The organism is Pseudomonas sp. NFACC46-3, assembly GCF_900114515.1.
In the GTDB taxonomy this organism is placed as follows: domain Bacteria; phylum Pseudomonadota; class Gammaproteobacteria; order Pseudomonadales; family Pseudomonadaceae; genus Aquipseudomonas; species Aquipseudomonas fluorescens_Q.
This window is the reverse complement of the sequence record NZ_FOTH01000035.1, coordinates 17,117-33,039: the sequence shown is the minus strand read 5'-3', so window position 1 is coordinate 33,039 and position 15,923 is coordinate 17,117. Positions and strand designations below refer to the sequence as shown.

The following is a 15,923-nucleotide window of genomic DNA, read 5'->3' as shown; positions in this document are numbered from 1 at the left end:
AGTGCTTGGTGTTCGACCTGCGATCAGCCGCGATGACGCCCGCGGAAGTAGTTGATCAAGCCCTGGGTCGAGGCATCTTCGGCCGGGTTTTCTTCACTGCCCACCAGACGGTTGTAGACGCCCTTGCCCAGTTCCTTGCCCAGCTCCACGCCCCATTGGTCGAAGGCGTTGATGCCCCAGATCACGCTCTGCACGAACACCTTGTGTTCATACAGCGCTACCAGTGCGCCGAGGCGACGTGGGCTGATGCGTTCGACCACTAGGGTGTTGCTCGGACGGTTGCCGGGGATCACTTTGTGTGACGCCAGTTTCTGCACGTCTTCTTCGCTGGCGCCCTTGTCCCGTAGCTCGGCTTCGGCTTCGGCGCGGGTCTTGCCGAGCATCAGTGCCTGGCTCTGGGACAGGCAGTTGGCATACAGCCATTGGTGATGATCGGAAACCGGGTTGAAGCTGACGATCGGCACGATGAAGTCGGCCGGAATCAACTGGGTGCCCTGGTGCAGCAACTGGTGGTAAGCGTGCTGACCGTTGCAGCCGACGCCGCCCCAGATGACCGGGCCCGTGTCGGTCGACACCGGTGTACCGTCCTGGCGCACGCTCTTGCCGTTGGATTCCATGTCCAATTGCTGCAAATGCTTGGTGATGTTACGCAGGTAGTGGTCGTACGGCAGGATCGCATGGCTCTGCGCACCCCAGAAGTTGCCGTACCACACACCCAGCAGTGCCAGCAGCACCGGCATGTTCTGCTCGAACGGGGCGCTCTGGAAATGCTGGTCCATGGAATAGGCCCCGGAGAGCAATTCCTTGAAGTTCGACATGCCGATGGCCAGGGCGATTGGCAGGCCGATGGCCGACCACAGCGAGTAACGCCCGCCGACCCAGTCCCACATCGGGAAGATGTTCTCTTCACGGATGCCGAAAGCCACGGCGGCGGCATTGTTGCTCGACACGGCGATGAAGTGGCGATACAGCTCCGCTTCGGAGCCACCCTGGGCCAGGTACCAGGCGCGGGCGGCCTGGGCGTTCTTCAGGGTTTCGAGGGTGTTGAAGGATTTCGACGAGACGATGAACAGCGTGGTCTCGGCGCGCAGCTTCATGGTTAGCTCATGGAACTCGCTGCCGTCGATGTTTGCCAAGTAGTGGCAGCGAACGCCTTTTTGCGCGTAGGACAACAGCGCTTCGGACACCAGTTCCGGGCCGAGGAAAGAACCACCGATGCCGATGTTCACCACGTCGGTGATGGGCTTTTCGGTGTAGCCGCGCCACAGGCCGTCGTGAATGCGGCCCACCAGGTCGGTGATCTGGTTCAGCACTTTGTGCACGTCCGGCATCACGTTGACGCCGTTGACCAGCAACTTGTCGCCCACCGGCCGACGCAGGGCGGTGTGCAGGGCAGGGCGGTTTTCCGAGGCGTTGACGATTTCGCCTTCGAACAGCGACTTGATCGCGCCCTTGAGGTCGACTTCGTTGGCCAGGCCCACCAGCAGATCGCGGGTCTGGGCGTTGATCAGGTTTTTCGAGTAGTCGAGAAACAGGCCGCAGCTCGACAGGGTGAATTGAGTGAAACGCTGCGGATCGGCATTGAACGCTTCGCGCATGCTGAAATCCTGCATGGCTTTGCGGTGGTCATTCAGCGCTTGCCAGGCTGGCAGAGCGGTCACGTCATGAGGGGTTCGGTAATACGCCATCGCTGCGGGTTTCCTTTTTACTTGAACGACCTTTTGTACACTAAAAATTCCGGCGCGGCTCGAGGTGGGCATCCGGACACTGCATCGACACGATCGCCGGACGCAGGGCGAATACAGTAAACCTCGCGTTGCGATCTGTCTTGACTTTGTCTGACCGGTTCCCGGTACTTTTTTATACAACTGGGCGGGAAAGGTCCGACAAACGGAAACGCAGATTGCTTACTGTGGGAGCGAGCTTGCTCGCGATAGCGGTGTGTCCGTCGACATCTCTATCAACTGACCTATCGCTATCGCTATCGCGAGCAAGCTCGCTCCCACAGGGGGAAATGGTGAAGCAGGTCGATTCGATCAGGCAACCTGGACCGGGATGGCATTGCTGGTGTGACTCAGTTCATTGCCTGGCGCCATGTACAGCATGCGCGGCTTGAAGTTGACCAGCTCGGCTTCGCTGTAGTGGGCGTAGGCGCAGATGATGACACGATCCCCCACCTTGGCCTTGTGCGCTGCGGCGCCGTTCACCGAGATCATCCGCGAACCTTCCTCGCCACGGATGGCGTAGGTGGTGAAGCGTTCGCCGTTGTCGACGTTGTAGATCTGGATCTGTTCGTATTCACGGATCCCCGACAGGTCCAGCCATTCACCATCGATGGCGCAGGAGCCTTCGTAGTCGAGCACCGCGTGAGTGACTTCGGCGCGATGCAGCTTGGCCTTGAGCATGATGGCGTGCATGAATTTTTCCTTTGGTCGGGTCCGAACGGCGGGCAGTCTGCCTGAAGGCTGCCGAGGCGGCAATAACACCGCAGGACCCTTGTGGGAGTGAGCCTGCTCGCGACAGCGGTGGGTCAGTTGACCAATAGGCTGGCTGACGGATTGCTATCGCGAGCAAGCTCGCTCCCACAGGGTTTTGTGATGCTTAGGCGGGCGTGTCGAGATCCAGGTGCAGATTGTCGATCAACCGCGTAGTGCCCAGGAACGCCGCTACCAGAATCACCAGGTCACGGTCCTCGCTCAATGCCGGGCGCAAGGTCTTGGCGTGACGGATCTCCAGGTAATCGGGACGCAGGCCGGCCGCTTCGAGCTGCTTGAGCTGCTCGTCGATCAGCGCCGGGAAATCTCGTCGGCCCTGCTTGATGGCCTCGGCGATCTGGCTCAGGACGCGATAGACCACGGGCGCGACGGCACGTTGGTCCGGGCTGAGGAAACCGTTGCGCGAGGACAGCGCCAGGCCGTCCTCGGCGCGCACGGTCGGTTCGCCGATGATCTGGATCGGCATGTTCAGGTCATGGACCAGTGCGCGAATCACCGCCAGTTGCTGGAAGTCTTTCTGGCCGAACACCGCCAGGTCGGGCTGGACCATGTTGAACAATTTGCTGACCACCGTCGCCACGCCCTCGAAATGCCCCGGGCGACTGGCGCCGCACAGGCCTTCGGACAATTGCGGGACGCTGACCCGGGTCTGCCCGGCCATGCCGTCGGGGTACATCTCTTCGACGCTGGGTGCGAACAACAGATGGCAGCCGGCCTGGAGCAGTTTCTCCTGGTCGGCCGCCAGGGTGCGGGGGTATTTGTCCAGGTCTTCGCCAGCACCGAATTGCAGTGGGTTGACGAAGATGCTCGCCACCACGAAGTCGGCCCGTTGCGCGGCCTTGGTGACCAGCGCCACGTGACCACTGTGCAGGTTGCCCATGGTCGGCACGAAGGCGATGCGTTTGCCTTCGCCGCGGGCACGGGCCACGGCGGCCCGCAGTTCGCGTACGGTTTTGACGGTATTCATGCAGAAAACCCGTGTTCGGCGCCCGGGAAGGTCACGGCCTTGACCTCAGCGACATAGGCACTCAGGGCGCCCTGGATAGACGTTTGCCCTGCCATGAAGTTTTTCACGAACTTGGGTGCGCGACCGGTGATCGACAGCCCGAGCATGTCGTGCAGCACCAGTACCTGGCCATCGGTGGCGTGGCCGGCGCCGATTCCGATCACCGGGATCTTCACCGCCTGGGTGATTTCTTCCGCCAGCTCGCTGGGCACGCATTCGAGCAGCAACATCGCCGCGCCAGCCTGCTCCAGTGCAATCGCATCGGCGCGCATCTGCCGCGCCTGGTTCTCATTGCGGCCCTGGACCTTATAGCCACCGAGGATGTTCACCGCTTGTGGGGTCAGGCCCAGGTGCGCGCACACCGGGATGCCCCGCTCGGCCAGCAGCCGAATCGAATCGGCCAGCCACAACGCGCCTTCGACCTTGACCATGTGGGCGCCGGCCTGCATCAGCATGGCGCTGTTGGTCATGGTTTGTTCGAGGGTGGCATAGGCCATGAATGGCAGGTCGGCGAGAATCAGTGCATCGGTGTTACCGCGTTTGACGGCGGCCACATGGTAGGCCATCTCGGCGGTGGTCACCGGCAGCGTGCTGTCGTGACCTTGCAGCACCATGCCGAGGGAATCGCCCACCAGCAACACTTCGACACCGGCCTCATTGCAGGCGTGGGCGAAAGTTGCGTCATAGCAGGTCAGCATGGCGATTTTCTCACCTTTTTGCTTGAGACCTTGCAGCGTGGTCAGGGTAATAGCTGGCATGAAAAAGTCCTCATTAGGCGCTCTTGAGCTACTGCGAGTAACGCGCATGAATCGTCATCTATACAGGCGCACCCTCTATGTGTGGTGCTTGTAAGGCCTGGATTGCGCCCTTTAAACGCCGCGTTGGCGGCATCGGGACGCCTATAGTCGTGAGGAGCTCTCGGGAAGTCAATTGGATGTGTTACCGCCGGGTGTTACCGGGGTTACTGATGCGTTTCAGCGTAGAGGCGTGTCTCGGATCTGACTGGCGGGTCCCTGATCCTGTGGGAGCGAGCTTGCTCGCGATGGCGGTGTGTCAGTCACCCTGGATGCTGGATGTGCCGACGCTATCGCGAGCAAGCTCGCTCCCACAGGGGGGCTTTGTCAGATAGGAGGCAGGCGTTCCAGGCCAACGAATGGACACGCCGCGAGCAGATCCTTGAGCAAGCGCCCATCGGCCAGGCGCAGGTCGGCGGGTGCCAACTCGGCCAGTGGGTACAGCACGAAGGCTCGGGCCTGCATGTGGTAGTGAGGGACCTTGAGGCGAGACTCGTCGATCAGGCGATCGCCAAACAGCAGGATATCCAGGTCCAGGGTGCGTGGGCCCCAGCGTTCCAGGCGTTCGCGACCTTGTCCGGTTTCGATGGCTTGCAGCGCATCGAGCAGGTCCAGCGGTGCCAGGCGGCTGTCCAGCACCGCCACCGCGTTGGTGTAGCGCGGCTGGCCGGGCAGCAGGGAATCGCTTTGATAAAACGCCGAGACCCCCACCAGTTGGGTATCGGACAATTGCGCCAGCGCCTGGATGGCACTGCGCAATTGTTCGGCGGGTTCGGCCAGGTTGCTGCCCATGCCGATGTAGATGCGTTCCATCGATTACTCGCCCGATGCGCTCGGTACACCGGCACGCTTGCGCTTGGCACCGCTGCTGCGGCGGCGCTTGCGCGGGCCGCTGGCGCCGTCATCCTTGCCGCTGAGCTCGCGAATCATGTCGCGGCGCTCGCTGTCGTTGGCGTCCTGGTAATCGGTCCACCATTCACCCAGGCCATCGGTCTGCTCGCCCGCGCTTTCACGCAGCAGCAGGAAGTCGTAGCCGGCGCGGAAACGAGGGTTGTCCAGCAGCAGGTCGGCACGCTTGCCGCTGCGCCGTGGCAGGCGTTCCTGCATGTCCCAGATCTCGCGGATCGGCATCGTGAAGCGTTTTGGAATGGCGATGCGCTGGCACTGTTCGGCAATCAGCTCGTGGGCGGCTTCCTGCATCGCCGGGATCGGCGGCATGCCACGCTCTTGCAGGCGCAGCACCCGAGCCGGCAGGGCAGGCCAGAGCAAGGCGGCGAACAGGAACGCAGGCGTCACCGGCTTGTTCTGCTTGATGCGCAGGTCGGTGTTGATCAGTGCTTCGCTGATCAAGGTGTGGGTGTAGGTCGGGTTGTGCTCCAGGGCCTCGGCGCTGGCGGGGAACAGCGGATCGAACAACTGCAGGTCCACCAGCATCTCGAAGGTGTCTGCGGCGTTGCCCGACAGGAACAGCTTGAGCACTTCCTCGAACAGGCGCGCCGAAGGGATTTCCCGCAGCATCGGCGCCAGTTCACGAATCGGCAAGGCGCTGTGTTTTTCGATGCCGAAATCCAGCTTGGCGGCGAAACGCACGGCCCGCAGCATGCGCACAGGGTCTTCCTGATAGCGCTGCTTGGGGTCGCCGATCAGGCGGATCAGGCGATTGCGAATGTCGTGTACGCCGTTGGCGTAATCGAGGATGCGTTCGCTGACGGGATCGTAATACAGGGCGTTGATGGTGAAGTCGCGGCGTTGCGCGTCTTCTTCCAGAGTGCCGTAGACGTTATCGCGCAGGATGCGCCCGCTTTCGTTACGGGAAGACTGGTTGCTGTCTTCTTCTTCATCGTTTTGCGGGTGATTGGCGCGGAAGGTCGCCACTTCGATGATTTCGCGACCGAAGTGGATGTGGACCAGTTTGAAGCGCCGGCCAATGATCCGCGCGTTGCGAAATTCGGCCCGTATCTGTTCCGGCGTGGCGCTGGTGGCGACGTCGAAATCCTTTGGGGTGATGTTGAGCAGCATGTCGCGCACGCAGCCACCGACCAGGTAAGCCTGGTAACCGGCGTTCTGCAAACGTTCGACGATGTTCACCGCATAACGGCTGAACTGGGCCTTTTGCAGTGAATGCTGGCCGCTGTTGAGCACTTCAGGCGTGCTGCGAATGTGTTGCGTACGACGCAAGGGAGAACGGAATGACTGGAACAGCTTCTTCAGCATGGGATGCACTGTTTGAAGGAATATTCGGCCAAAAACGAAGAATGGCCGCATGATGGGCCGAGATTCTAGCATTTAGTCGAGGGATGGTGTAGGACGCAGCAGTTTTGAGCTGCAAGCTGCAAGCGACAAGCTTTGTAGGCTGCGGGGAGGCGGAACGACAGAAACCACAAGGGGAGCCGAAGCTCCCCCAGAATTAGTTACGTGCTCTGTTTTTATTATTGGTTTTGGGCTTCTTGTTTTTGTTGAGTGCCCGCGCCACGAGGTTTTCCCTTCGTGACCCTCCCAATCGGGAGCCAAGAGCAAACGGATTGCTTTGGTCGCTGTGTTGCAGTGATCAATCGATCCAACCAGTTCAGGCACCTGTCTTGAGACAGTTTTTATTGTTCTCGGCCTGGTTGTGGGGCAAGCCCCAAATACAACGCCTCTCCAAAAGAATCAGTTAGCTGCGCCTCTCGCCGTCTTGTTTTTATTGTGCGTGAGTCGATTCGTCTTATTTTTATTGTCTTTTGCATTGCTTGTTATTGTTCTTGTACCAAAGCTATAGCAGGGTGCGTGCCAACTTTTGCGAGGGCCAGCGAAACCGGGGGTTCCAGGGTTATAACCATTTTTCCGAGGCGAAAAAAAGCCGGGGTTTCGTTACCGTAAACCCCGGCTTCTGTTACGTGAAAAAGCTGAGGTAACAGTTTTTTCACATTCGGCGGTGTTACCCCCACACCTCAGCTTTCGCTGGTCGCTCCGGTCTTGCGCCGTGGAATCCCCAGGCGCTGGCGCCGTTCCCACAGGCACTTGCGGCTTACGCCCAGTTTGCGTGCCAGTTCGGTCTCGGTCATGTGGTCCTGGTGCTCCAGGACGAAGTGTTGGAAGTAGTCCTCCAGGGACAGGTCTTCGGTGGGCTCGTGGCTGGTGTTGTTGGCAGCGCCGCCCTGTTGCGGGGCCAGGCCGATGAATTCTTCGTCGTCCAGGTCGCTCAGTTCGATGTCGATGCCCAGCAGGTCGGCAGAGATTTCCGGGCTCTCGCACAGGATCACCGCCCGCTCGACCGCGTTTTCCAGCTCGCGAACGTTACCCGGCCAGGCGTAATGACGGATGGCCTGTTCGGCGTCCGGGGCGAACTTGAGATCGGTGCGGTTGACCCGCGCGCTCTGGCGAGCCAGGAATGCCTGGGCGATTTCATTGACGTCCGCGCCACGTTCGCGCAGGGCGGGCAGCTTCAAGGCGATCACGTGCAAGCGGTAATACAAGTCTTCGCGGAACTGGCCGATCTTCGCCAGGCTCTTGAGGTCACGGTGGGTGGCCGCGATCAGGCGGACATCGACCTTTTGCGACTGCACCGAGCCGACGCGGCGGATTTCGCCTTCCTGAAGCACCCGCAGCAACCGCGCCTGGGCTTCCAGTGGCAGTTCGCCGATTTCATCGAGGAACAGCGTGCCGCCGTCCGCCGCTTCCACCAAGCCTGCGCGCCCGGCGCTGGCGCCGGTGAACGCACCTTTTTCGTGGCCGAACAGTTCGGACTCGATCAGGCTTTCCGGGATCGCCGCGCAGTTCACCGAAATCATCGGTGCCTTGGCCCGGCGTGACAGGTTGTGCAGGGCCCGGGCTACCAGCTCCTTGCCGGTACCGGACTCGCCCTGGATCAGGACATTGGAGTCGGTCGGGGCCACTTTGCGGATCTTGCTGTACAGGTCCTGCATGGGCGGGCAGGAACCGATGATGCCAATTTCGCCATTATTGTTACTGGCGCCGGCTTTCGTCGAGGCACTGGCCTTGCCGGCGGGTTCCGCCGGGTTGCTGGTCGCCGCCTGTCGGTCGCGCAGGATGCGGGCCACGGCCTGGAGCATCTCATCGTGGTCGAACGGTTTGGCGATGTAGTCCACCGCACCCATTTTCATGGAGTCGACCGCCGAGCGCAGGCTGGCGTAACTGGTCATGATCAGCACGGGTGTGCCCTGGCCGAGCTTGATCAGCTCGGTACCCGGGGCGCCAGGCAGGCGCAGGTCGCTGACGATCAGGTCAAATGTTGGAATGCTGAAACGTTCTTGTGCTTCCTGCACTGAACCGGCTTCGCTGACCTGGTACTGGTTGCGTTCCAGCAGGCGGCGCAAGGCGGAGCGGATAATTGTTTCGTCTTCGACGATCAAAATGTGCGGCATTGATTCGATTCTCTCGACGGTCTCAGTTCACAGCGGACGTCGCTTCGACATGACGCGGCAAGGTCACCCGGATACGGGTGCCGCGTTGGCTTTGTACATCGGCCGGGCTGTCGATGGTGATTTGTCCATAATGCTCTTCAACGATGGAATAGACCAGTGCGAGGCCCAGACCGGTGCCTTCGCCAGGATCCTTGGTGGTGAAGAAAGGTTCGAACAATCGGTCCATGATGTTCTGTGGGATACCGCTGCCTTCGTCTTCGACGATCAGGTCGACCGTGTGTTCGAAGGCTTCACTCTTGACCCGCACCGCGCTGCCGGCCGGTGAGGCGTCCCGCGCGTTGGATAGCAGGTTGATCAACACCTGGGCGAGCCGCTGGGGGTCGCCGTCGACCCAGTGATCCGGATCGCACAGGTTGAAAAACTGCACTTCGAAGTTGCGTCGGTTGAGCGCCAGCAGACCAATGGCATCCTGGGCGACTTCGGCCAGACAGACGGGCTCGTCATTGTGCTGGTGACCGCCGGCATGGGCGAAGCTCATCAGCGACTGGACGATCCGCGACACACGCTTGGTCTGTTCGAGGATCTGGCCGCTGATTTCCGTCAGTTCGCCGTCGTCCTCGCGTTCTTCGCGCAGGTTCTGCGCCAGGCAAGCGATGCCGGTGATCGGGTTGCCGATTTCGTGGGCCACCCCGGCGGCCAACCGGCCGATGCTTGCCAGTCGTTCGGAGTGGACCAGTTTGTCTTCGAGCATCTGGGTATCGGTCAGGTCTTCGACCAGCAGCACCAGGCCGCTGTTACCGGGTGCCAACGGCTCGTCGATCGCGGCCTTGTGCAGGTTCAGCCAACGGGTCTGGCCGTCGAGGGCCAGGTGCTGTTTGTGCAAGTGCTCGTCCGGCAGGTCGATGAAACCTTGCAATAAGCCTTTCCACGGCTCGCCCAGGGTGCTCAGGCGTGAACCGACCACGCGCTGGGCGGCGATCCCGGTGAGTTCTTCCATGGCTTTGTTCCACATCAGGATTTCCTGGTCCTTGGCCAGGGAACACACGCCCATTGGTAGTTCCTGCAGGGTCTGGCGATGGTAACGGCGCAAGGCGTCCAGTTCGGCGGCCAGGCCCGTGAGGCGCGAGTGGTAATCCTCGAGGCGGCTCTCGATGAAGTGGATGTCTTCGGTGACGTAGTTTTCGCCGCCGGCCTTGTAGGGCAGGAACGTCTCGACCATGTCCTGGGCCACGCTGGGGCCCATCAGGCCGGACAGGTTGGCTTCGATCCGGTCGCGCAGCCGACGCAGGGCATACGGGCGACGTTCATCGAAAGGCAGGTAGAGGTCTCGCAGGGCCTGTTCGACTTCCTTTTGCGCGGCCTTGGCGCCCAAGGGCTTGGCCAGTTGCGTGGCGAATTCCTGGGGCGAGGCGGCGTGCAGTTCGCGACGCTGCGGGCGGCGGACATTGTCCACCGCGCAAGCTTCGGCGGCGCTGGCCTCTTCGCTGCTGGCGTTGGTGAACAGCGAGATCAGGGTGAACATCAGCACGTTCGCCGCCAGGGAGGCGATGGCCGCCATATGCCAACTGGTGTCGTCGAGCACGTAGATCATGTTCAGCAGCGGAATATAGAAGCCCTGCAGGTTGCCCATCAGCGGCAACAGCATCGCGACCAGCCACACCAGGATCCCTGCCAGCAGGCCGGCGATGAAGCCGCGGCGGTTGGCGGTCGGCCAATACAGCACCGACAGTACCCCGGGCAGGAACTGCAAGGTGGCCACGAAGGCGACGATGCCCAGGTTGGCCAGGTCCTGCCCCTCGCCCAGCATCAGGTAGAAGCCGTAGCCGGCCATGATGATGGCGACGATCAGCGCCCGCCGTGTCCACTTCAGCCAGCGGTAGATATTGCCTTCGGCCGGTGGCTGGTAGAGCGGCAGCACCAGGTGGTTGAGGGCCATGCCCGACAATGCCAGCGTGGTGACGATGATCAAGCCGCTGGCCGCCGACAGGCCGCCGACATACGCCAGCAACGCCAGGGCCTTGCTGTTGGCGGCGATGCCGATGCCCAGGGTGAAATATTCCGGATTGGTACTGGCGCCCAGCTTCAAGCCGGCCCAGAGGATCAGCGGTACCGCCAGGCTCATCAGCAGCAGGAACAGCGGCAGGCCCCAACTGGCGCTGACCAGCGAGCGCGGGTTGAGGTTTTCGGTAAACGTCATGTGGTACATGTGCGGCATCACGATGGCCGATGCGAAGAACACCAGCAACAGCGTGCGCCATGGGCCTTCCTGCAACGGTGTGTGCAGGGCGGCGAGGGCCGTCTGGTTCTGCAACAGCCAAATTTCCAGCTGTTGCGGGCCATCGAACACGCCATACAGGGCATAGAGACCGACACCACCGATGGCGATCAGCTTGATCACCGATTCGAAAGCGATGGCGAACACCAGGCCTTCGTGTTTCTCCCGCGTGGCGATGTGTCGGGAACCGAAGAAAATCGTGAACAGGATGATCAGTACGCAGAAGCTCAGCGCCACCCGGTGCTGCACCGGCTCGCGGGTCAGGATGCTGATGGAGTCGGCCACGGCCTGGATCTGCAGGGCCAGCAGCGGCAATACCCCGACCAGCATGAAGATCGTGGTCAGCGCGCCGGCCCAGGTGCTGCGAAAACGAAAGGCGAACAGGTCGGCCAGCGACGACAGTTGGTAGGTGCGGGTGATTTTCAGGATCGGGTAGAGCAACACCGGCGCCAGCAGGAACGCCCCTGACACCCCCAGGTAACTGGAGAGGAAACCATAGCCGTACTGGTAGGCCAGCCCGACCGTGCCATAGAACGCCCATGCGCTGGCATAGACACCCAGCGACAGGGTGTAGGTCAGCGGGTGGCGGATGATCGCCCGGGGGATCATGCCTCGTTCGCTGATCCAGGCTACGCCGAACAGCACTGCCAGGTAGGCGGCGCTGATCAGGACCATCTGGGTCAGGCTAAAGCTCATCGGCATCTTTTTGGCTCTGCAGGATGAAGGTCACGACAATCAGGATCAGCCAGAGCAGATACGGCCGATACCAGGCACCCGTGGCATCGATCCACCAATCCATGATGGCCGGGGAGAACAGATAAATCCCCACTACCAGGAGCAGGACCAAGCGATAGATATACATCCCGGCCTCTCTAATTTATGCGCGTGCCCAAAAAACGTGCGGCGATGGTAACGGATGGGCGCCAAGCTGCAAGGGCCGTCAACGTATTTGCGCTTCGGGCAGGCTCAGTGTGCGCGGGATCTTGCCTGCATCCCAGTGGCGAATGCCCCAAGCCAGCAGTTCCCGTGGGCTGGCGTCGACCAGTTCGAGGCCCGGTTGCTGGCCCAGTGCGCGCAACGCCCGTAACAGCAATGGCGTGGCCTGATCGGCCGCCAGGGGCGGTGAGCGGTAGGATTTACCGAGCTTGTGCCCGTCGGGTTGGGTGATCAGCGGCACGTGCAGGTAACGCGGTTGCGGCAACCCGAGCAGTTCTTGCAGATAGAGCTGGCGCGGCGTGGAGTCCAGGAGGTCGGCGCCGCGCACGATATCGGTCACCCCTTGCCAGGCATCGTCCAGGACCACGGCCAATTGATAGGCGTAGAGCCCGTCGCGGCGGCGGATCACGAAGTCGCCGACCTCACGGCCCAGGTGCTGGCGGAACTCGCCCTGGACCCGGTCGGTGAAATGGTACTCAAGCTCGGGGACGCGCAGACGGATGGCGGCGTCCTCGGTGCCGTGCCCGGCATTGCGGCACAGCCCTGGATAAATGCCCTGGTACGCTTCCAGTTGTTTGCGCGAACAGGTACAGGCGTAGGCCAGGCCTTGGCTGAACAATCGGTTGATGACCTGATCATAGGCGTCATGGCGTTCGCTCTGGCGAACCATCTCGCCGTCCCATTCGAACCCATAGCTTTCCAGTGCCTTGAGAATCGCCGCTTGCGCGCCCGGTTCTTCCCGGGGCGGATCGAGGTCTTCCATGCGCAGCAACCAACGCCCGCCCATGGCGCGGGCATCCAGGTACGACGCCAGTGCGGCGACCAGTGAGCCGAAGTGCAAGTGGCCGCTGGGGGTGGGGGCGAAGCGTCCGATGTAGGCAGTCATAGGGCGAATGTTACTGGGTCCGGGCGGTGGGCATGCAATCTCGACAACAAAGCATATCCCCTGTGGGAGCGAGCAGGTTTTTCAGACCTGGAGAAAATATCGGAAACAAAAAACGGAGCGTATGAACGCTCCGTTTCGGTGACAGCGCCGGCGATTACTTGCCGACCTGTTTTTCCTTGATTTCCGCCAAGGTCTTGCAGTCGATGCACAGATCGGCCGTCGGGCGGGCTTCCAGGCGGCGAATGCCGATCTCGATGCCGCAGGACTCGCACCAACCGTATTCTTCGTCTTCGATCAGCTGCAGGGTCTTGTCGATTTTCTTGATGAGCTTGCGCTCGCGATCACGGGCACGCAGCTCGAGGCTGAACTCTTCTTCCTGGCTGGCACGGTCGGCCGGGTCGGGGAAGTTGGCCGCTTCGTCTTTCATGTGATCCACGGTGCGGTCGACTTCCTGCATCAAATCCTGTTTCCACTTGTTCAGGATCTTGGTGAAGTGCGCGCGCATGGGGGCGCCCATGTACTCTTCGCCAGCTTGCGGGACGTAAGGCTCAAACCCGCTGAGCGACTGATTTTGATTTTGCTTTGCTTGGGTGGGCATGAATGGACCGCCTCTACTCTTGTAATCCACTACGCAGGATTGCTCCATCACCGACACCTGCCGGCCCTGCGGCTGCAAGCGGGCGAACTTACCAGATCAAATCGGGCCGCGCTACTCCCGGTTGTCGAGCCTGCGGCGGCCGGGGCTTGTAAAACATGGCCGGGTTCGCTTCGGTGGGGATTTAAACCTGCTCAATGCTTGATTCTAGTCAAGCCTGGGCCAATCGCGGGAGTCATTTCCTGCAATCCACGGGCTCAGACCATTTGTGGTTCGCACCTGTTCCCGCAGTTGTTTCTGACTTGGCTGGAGAGTTGGGTAGAATCGGTTCTTTTTTCCCCTGAAGGAAGGCCAATGGCTCAGCCCTACAGTGCGCGCAGCCGCGCCATCGAACCTTTCCATGTGATGGCGTTGCTGGCCCGTGCCAACGAACTGCAGGCCGCCGGGCATGACGTCATCCACCTGGAGATCGGCGAGCCGGACTTCACCACCGCCGAGCCAATCATCCAGGCTGGCCAGGCCGCGCTGGCGGCGGGCAAGACCCGTTACACCGCGGCCCGTGGCATTCCAGAACTGCGCGAGGCCATCGCCGGTTTCTACGGCCAGCGTCATGGGGTGGAGATTGACCCCCGGCGCATCCTCGTGACCCCGGGCGGGTCCGGCGCGTTGCTGCTGGCCAGCGCTTTGCTGGTGGACCCAGGCAAGCATTGGCTGCTGGCCGACCCCGGTTATCCGTGCAACCGTCATTTCCTGCGCCTGGTCGAAGGGGCGGCGCAATTGGTGCCGGTGGGGCCCGAGGTGCGTTACCAATTGACGCCAGACCTGGTGAACCGCCATTGGGACCAGGACAGCGTCGGTGCGTTGGTGGCCTCACCGGCCAACCCGACCGGGACGATTCTCACCCGGGACGAATTGGCTGGGCTGTCCAAGGTCATCAAGGGCCATAACGGCCATCTGGTGGTGGACGAGATCTATCATGGCCTGACCTACGGCACCGACGCCGCCAGCGTGCTGGAAGTCGATGACGATGCCTTTGTCCTTAACAGTTTCTCCAAGTATTTCGGCATGACCGGCTGGCGACTTGGCTGGCTGGTGGCCCCTTCGGCGGCTGTCGGCGAGCTGGAAAAGCTCGCGCAGAACCTCTACATCAGTGCGCCGAGCATGGCCCAGTACGCCGCCCTGGCCTGTTTCGAGCCGGCGACCATCGAGATCTTCGAACAGCGGCGGGCCGAGTTTGCGCGGCGCCGTGACTTTCTACTGCCGGCCTTGCGTGAATTGGGCTTCGGTATTGCGGTGGAGCCGGAAGGGGCGTTTTACCTCTATGCCGACATCAGTGCGTTCGGCGGCGATGCCTTTGCGTTCTGCCAGCACTTCCTGGAAACCGAACACGTGGCCTTCACGCCGGGCCTGGATTTCGGTCGCCATCAGGCCGGTCACCACGTGCGCTTCGCCTACACCCAGAGCCTGCCGCGGCTGGAGGAAGCGGTGGCACGAATCGAACGTGGACTACGGAGTTGGCAAGGCTGATGCAATTTTCCCCTGCGTTGGAAGAAGGTCGCCTGATTCGACGTTACAAGCGTTTTCTCGCCGATATCGAGACCGTTCATGGCGAACTGCTCACTATTCACTGCCCTAACACCGGCTCGATGCTCAATTGCATGGCTGAAGGCGCGCGTGTCTGGTTCAGTCGCTCCAGCGATCCCAAGCGCAAGTTGCCCGGCACCTGGGAAATTGGCGAAACCCCTCAAGGGCGGCTTGCCTGCATCAATACCGCGCGGGCCAACGCGTTGATCGAAGAAGCCTTGCGCGCCGGGGTCATCAGCGAGCTGAACGGGTTTACCGGGCTCAAGCGTGAAGTGGCTTATGGGGTGGAAAACAGCCGTATCGATTTTCGCCTGGACTACGACCACGGCTCGGCCTGGGTCGAAGTCAAAAGTGTCACGCTGGGGTTCGATGGCACGAATGTGGCGGCGTTTCCCGATGCGGTGACCCTGCGCGGGGCCAAGCACCTGAGGGAGCTCGCCTGCCTGGCCCGGGACGGTGTGCGGGCGGTGCAGTTGTATTGTGTGAACCTGAGCGGCATCGAAGCGGTGCGCCCGGCACAGGAAATCGACCCGGTATACGCCGCTGCGCTGCGTGATGCGGTGGCGGCGGGTGTGGAGGTGCTGGCCTACGGGGTCACGCTGACGCCCGAGCAGATGTGGGTGGATCGCGGGTTGCCGGTGCTGCTAGAGCTCGACCCAGATGCCTTGCTCGTCCTCCCGGCTGTCTAGGGCTGCGAGGAACTGACCGGCGCAGGGGCCCGCCACGCATTCGCCGCTTTCTATCAGGAACAGCGCGCCGTGGGTGGCGCACTGGATCAGGCTGGCGCTGGGGTCGAGGAACTGGTCGGGTTGCCATTCCAGTGGCACGCCCCGGTGCGGGCAGCGGTTGAGATAGGCATAGACCTGGCCGGAGCGCCGCACGGCCAGTACTTTGCGCCCATCGAGGTCGAAACCGCGACTGCCGTTGTCGGGCAGTTCGACGGCGGTACAAAGAAACTTCATGTGTGTCTCTATATGTCTGACGGAGT

At 61.6% G+C, this 15,923-nt stretch carries 14 protein-coding genes; 2 read left to right on the top strand and 12 right to left on the bottom strand.

Annotated features, from left to right (window positions below; genetic code table 11):
* Positions 1–23 precede the first annotated feature (23 nt).
* The 11 genes from pgi to dksA all read right to left on the bottom strand — a co-directional run bounded on the left by pgi (position 24) and on the right by dksA (position 13,354).
* Entirely contained in the window at positions 24–1,688 is a 1,665-nt protein-coding gene (gene pgi, locus BM300_RS25430) for a glucose-6-phosphate isomerase (RefSeq protein WP_092150443.1), read from the bottom strand.
* 348 nt (positions 1,689–2,036) lie between these two features.
* Positions 2,037–2,417, bottom strand: coding sequence for an aspartate 1-decarboxylase (panD, locus tag BM300_RS25425; protein WP_007963888.1), 381 nt, complete (start codon positions 2,415–2,417; stop codon positions 2,037–2,039).
* A 184-nt stretch (positions 2,418–2,601) separates the two neighbouring features.
* The gene (gene panC / locus BM300_RS25420; protein ID WP_092225307.1) at positions 2,602–3,462 is read right to left on the bottom strand and encodes a pantoate--beta-alanine ligase; all 861 of its coding nucleotides are present in this window, start codon (positions 3,460–3,462) and stop codon (positions 2,602–2,604) included.
* Positions 3,459–4,259 carry a 3-methyl-2-oxobutanoate hydroxymethyltransferase gene (gene panB, locus BM300_RS25415; RefSeq protein ID WP_063324340.1) on the bottom strand — a complete coding sequence of 267 codons (801 nt, stop codon included), beginning with the start codon at positions 4,257–4,259 and terminating at the stop codon, positions 3,459–3,461. Before panB ends, panC begins: the two co-directional genes overlap by 4 nt.
* A gap of 363 nt (positions 4,260–4,622) precedes the next feature.
* Entirely contained in the window at positions 4,623–5,108 is a 486-nt protein-coding gene (folK, locus tag BM300_RS25410) for a 2-amino-4-hydroxy-6-hydroxymethyldihydropteridine diphosphokinase (RefSeq protein ID WP_092464306.1), read from the bottom strand.
* Positions 5,109–5,111: 3 nt separating this feature from the next.
* Entirely contained in the window at positions 5,112–6,509 is a 1,398-nt protein-coding gene (locus tag BM300_RS25405) for a polynucleotide adenylyltransferase PcnB (RefSeq protein ID WP_057450877.1), read from the bottom strand.
* A gap of 716 nt (positions 6,510–7,225) precedes the next feature.
* The gene (locus BM300_RS25400; protein ID WP_063324342.1) at positions 7,226–8,659 is read right to left on the bottom strand and encodes a sigma-54-dependent transcriptional regulator; all 1,434 of its coding nucleotides are present in this window, start codon (positions 8,657–8,659) and stop codon (positions 7,226–7,228) included.
* A 22-nt stretch (positions 8,660–8,681) separates the two neighbouring features.
* A complete protein-coding gene (locus BM300_RS25395) occupies positions 8,682–11,636 on the bottom strand; it encodes a sensor histidine kinase (RefSeq protein ID WP_161951744.1) in 2,955 nt (984 codons plus the stop codon).
* The gene (locus BM300_RS25390) at positions 11,620–11,796 is read right to left on the bottom strand and encodes a hypothetical protein (protein WP_003176118.1); all 177 of its coding nucleotides are present in this window, start codon (positions 11,794–11,796) and stop codon (positions 11,620–11,622) included. Before BM300_RS25390 ends, BM300_RS25395 begins: the two co-directional genes overlap by 17 nt.
* A 78-nt stretch (positions 11,797–11,874) precedes the next feature.
* Entirely contained in the window at positions 11,875–12,756 is an 882-nt protein-coding gene (gluQRS, locus tag BM300_RS25385; RefSeq protein WP_063324344.1) for a tRNA glutamyl-Q(34) synthetase GluQRS, read from the bottom strand.
* A gap of 154 nt (positions 12,757–12,910) precedes the next feature.
* Positions 12,911–13,354: an RNA polymerase-binding protein DksA gene (gene dksA / locus BM300_RS25380; protein ID WP_003205639.1), complete on the bottom strand. Its 444-nt coding sequence runs from the start codon at positions 13,352–13,354 to the stop codon at positions 12,911–12,913.
* A gap of 351 nt (positions 13,355–13,705) precedes the next feature.
* On the opposite strand from dksA, the gene BM300_RS25375 reads away from it, so the two are divergent.
* Both BM300_RS25375 and sfsA read left to right on the top strand, forming a co-directional pair.
* On the top strand, positions 13,706–14,878 hold the full coding sequence (locus tag BM300_RS25375; RefSeq protein ID WP_092464304.1) for a pyridoxal phosphate-dependent aminotransferase: 1,173 nt from the start codon (positions 13,706–13,708) through the stop codon (positions 14,876–14,878).
* A complete protein-coding gene (gene sfsA / locus BM300_RS25370; RefSeq protein ID WP_063324346.1) occupies positions 14,878–15,624 on the top strand; it encodes a DNA/RNA nuclease SfsA in 747 nt (248 codons plus the stop codon). The genes BM300_RS25375 and sfsA overlap by 1 nt, the downstream gene beginning before the upstream one ends.
* On the opposite strand, the gene BM300_RS25365 is transcribed toward sfsA, so the two are convergent.
* Positions 15,580–15,897 carry a Rieske (2Fe-2S) protein gene (locus BM300_RS25365; protein ID WP_092348435.1) on the bottom strand — a complete coding sequence of 106 codons (318 nt, stop codon included), beginning with the start codon at positions 15,895–15,897 and terminating at the stop codon, positions 15,580–15,582. The two genes, sfsA and BM300_RS25365, sit on opposite strands and share 45 nt — an antisense overlap.
* Positions 15,898–15,923 lie beyond the last annotated feature (26 nt).

Excerpts from the sequence above, each read along its gene's own strand:
- pgi (WP_092150443.1), bottom strand. The coding sequence starts at position 1,688 with ATGGCGTATTACCGAACCCCTCATGACGTGACCGCTCTGCCAGCCTGG.
- panD (WP_007963888.1), bottom strand. The coding sequence starts at position 2,417 with ATGCACGCCATCATGCTCAAGGCCAAGCTGCATCGCGCCGAAGTCACT.
- panC (WP_092225307.1), bottom strand. The coding sequence starts at position 3,462 with ATGAATACCGTCAAAACCGTACGCGAACTGCGGGCCGCCGTGGCCCGT.
- panB (WP_063324340.1), bottom strand. The coding sequence starts at position 4,259 with ATGCCAGCTATTACCCTGACCACGCTGCAAGGTCTCAAGCAAAAAGGT.
- folK (WP_092464306.1), bottom strand. The coding sequence starts at position 5,108 with ATGGAACGCATCTACATCGGCATGGGCAGCAACCTGGCCGAACCCGCC.
- BM300_RS25405 (WP_057450877.1), bottom strand. The coding sequence starts at position 6,509 with ATGCTGAAGAAGCTGTTCCAGTCATTCCGTTCTCCCTTGCGTCGTACG.
- BM300_RS25400 (WP_063324342.1), bottom strand. The coding sequence starts at position 8,659 with ATGCCGCACATTTTGATCGTCGAAGACGAAACAATTATCCGCTCCGCC.
- BM300_RS25395 (WP_161951744.1), bottom strand. The coding sequence starts at position 11,636 with ATGCCGATGAGCTTTAGCCTGACCCAGATGGTCCTGATCAGCGCCGCC.
- BM300_RS25390 (WP_003176118.1), bottom strand. The coding sequence starts at position 11,796 with ATGTATATCTATCGCTTGGTCCTGCTCCTGGTAGTGGGGATTTATCTG.
- gluQRS (WP_063324344.1), bottom strand. The coding sequence starts at position 12,756 with ATGACTGCCTACATCGGACGCTTCGCCCCCACCCCCAGCGGCCACTTG.
- dksA (WP_003205639.1), bottom strand. The coding sequence starts at position 13,354 with ATGCCCACCCAAGCAAAGCAAAATCAAAATCAGTCGCTCAGCGGGTTT.
- BM300_RS25375 (WP_092464304.1), top strand. The coding sequence starts at position 13,706 with ATGGCTCAGCCCTACAGTGCGCGCAGCCGCGCCATCGAACCTTTCCAT.
- sfsA (WP_063324346.1), top strand. The coding sequence starts at position 14,878 with ATGCAATTTTCCCCTGCGTTGGAAGAAGGTCGCCTGATTCGACGTTAC.
- BM300_RS25365 (WP_092348435.1), bottom strand. The coding sequence starts at position 15,897 with ATGAAGTTTCTTTGTACCGCCGTCGAACTGCCCGACAACGGCAGTCGC.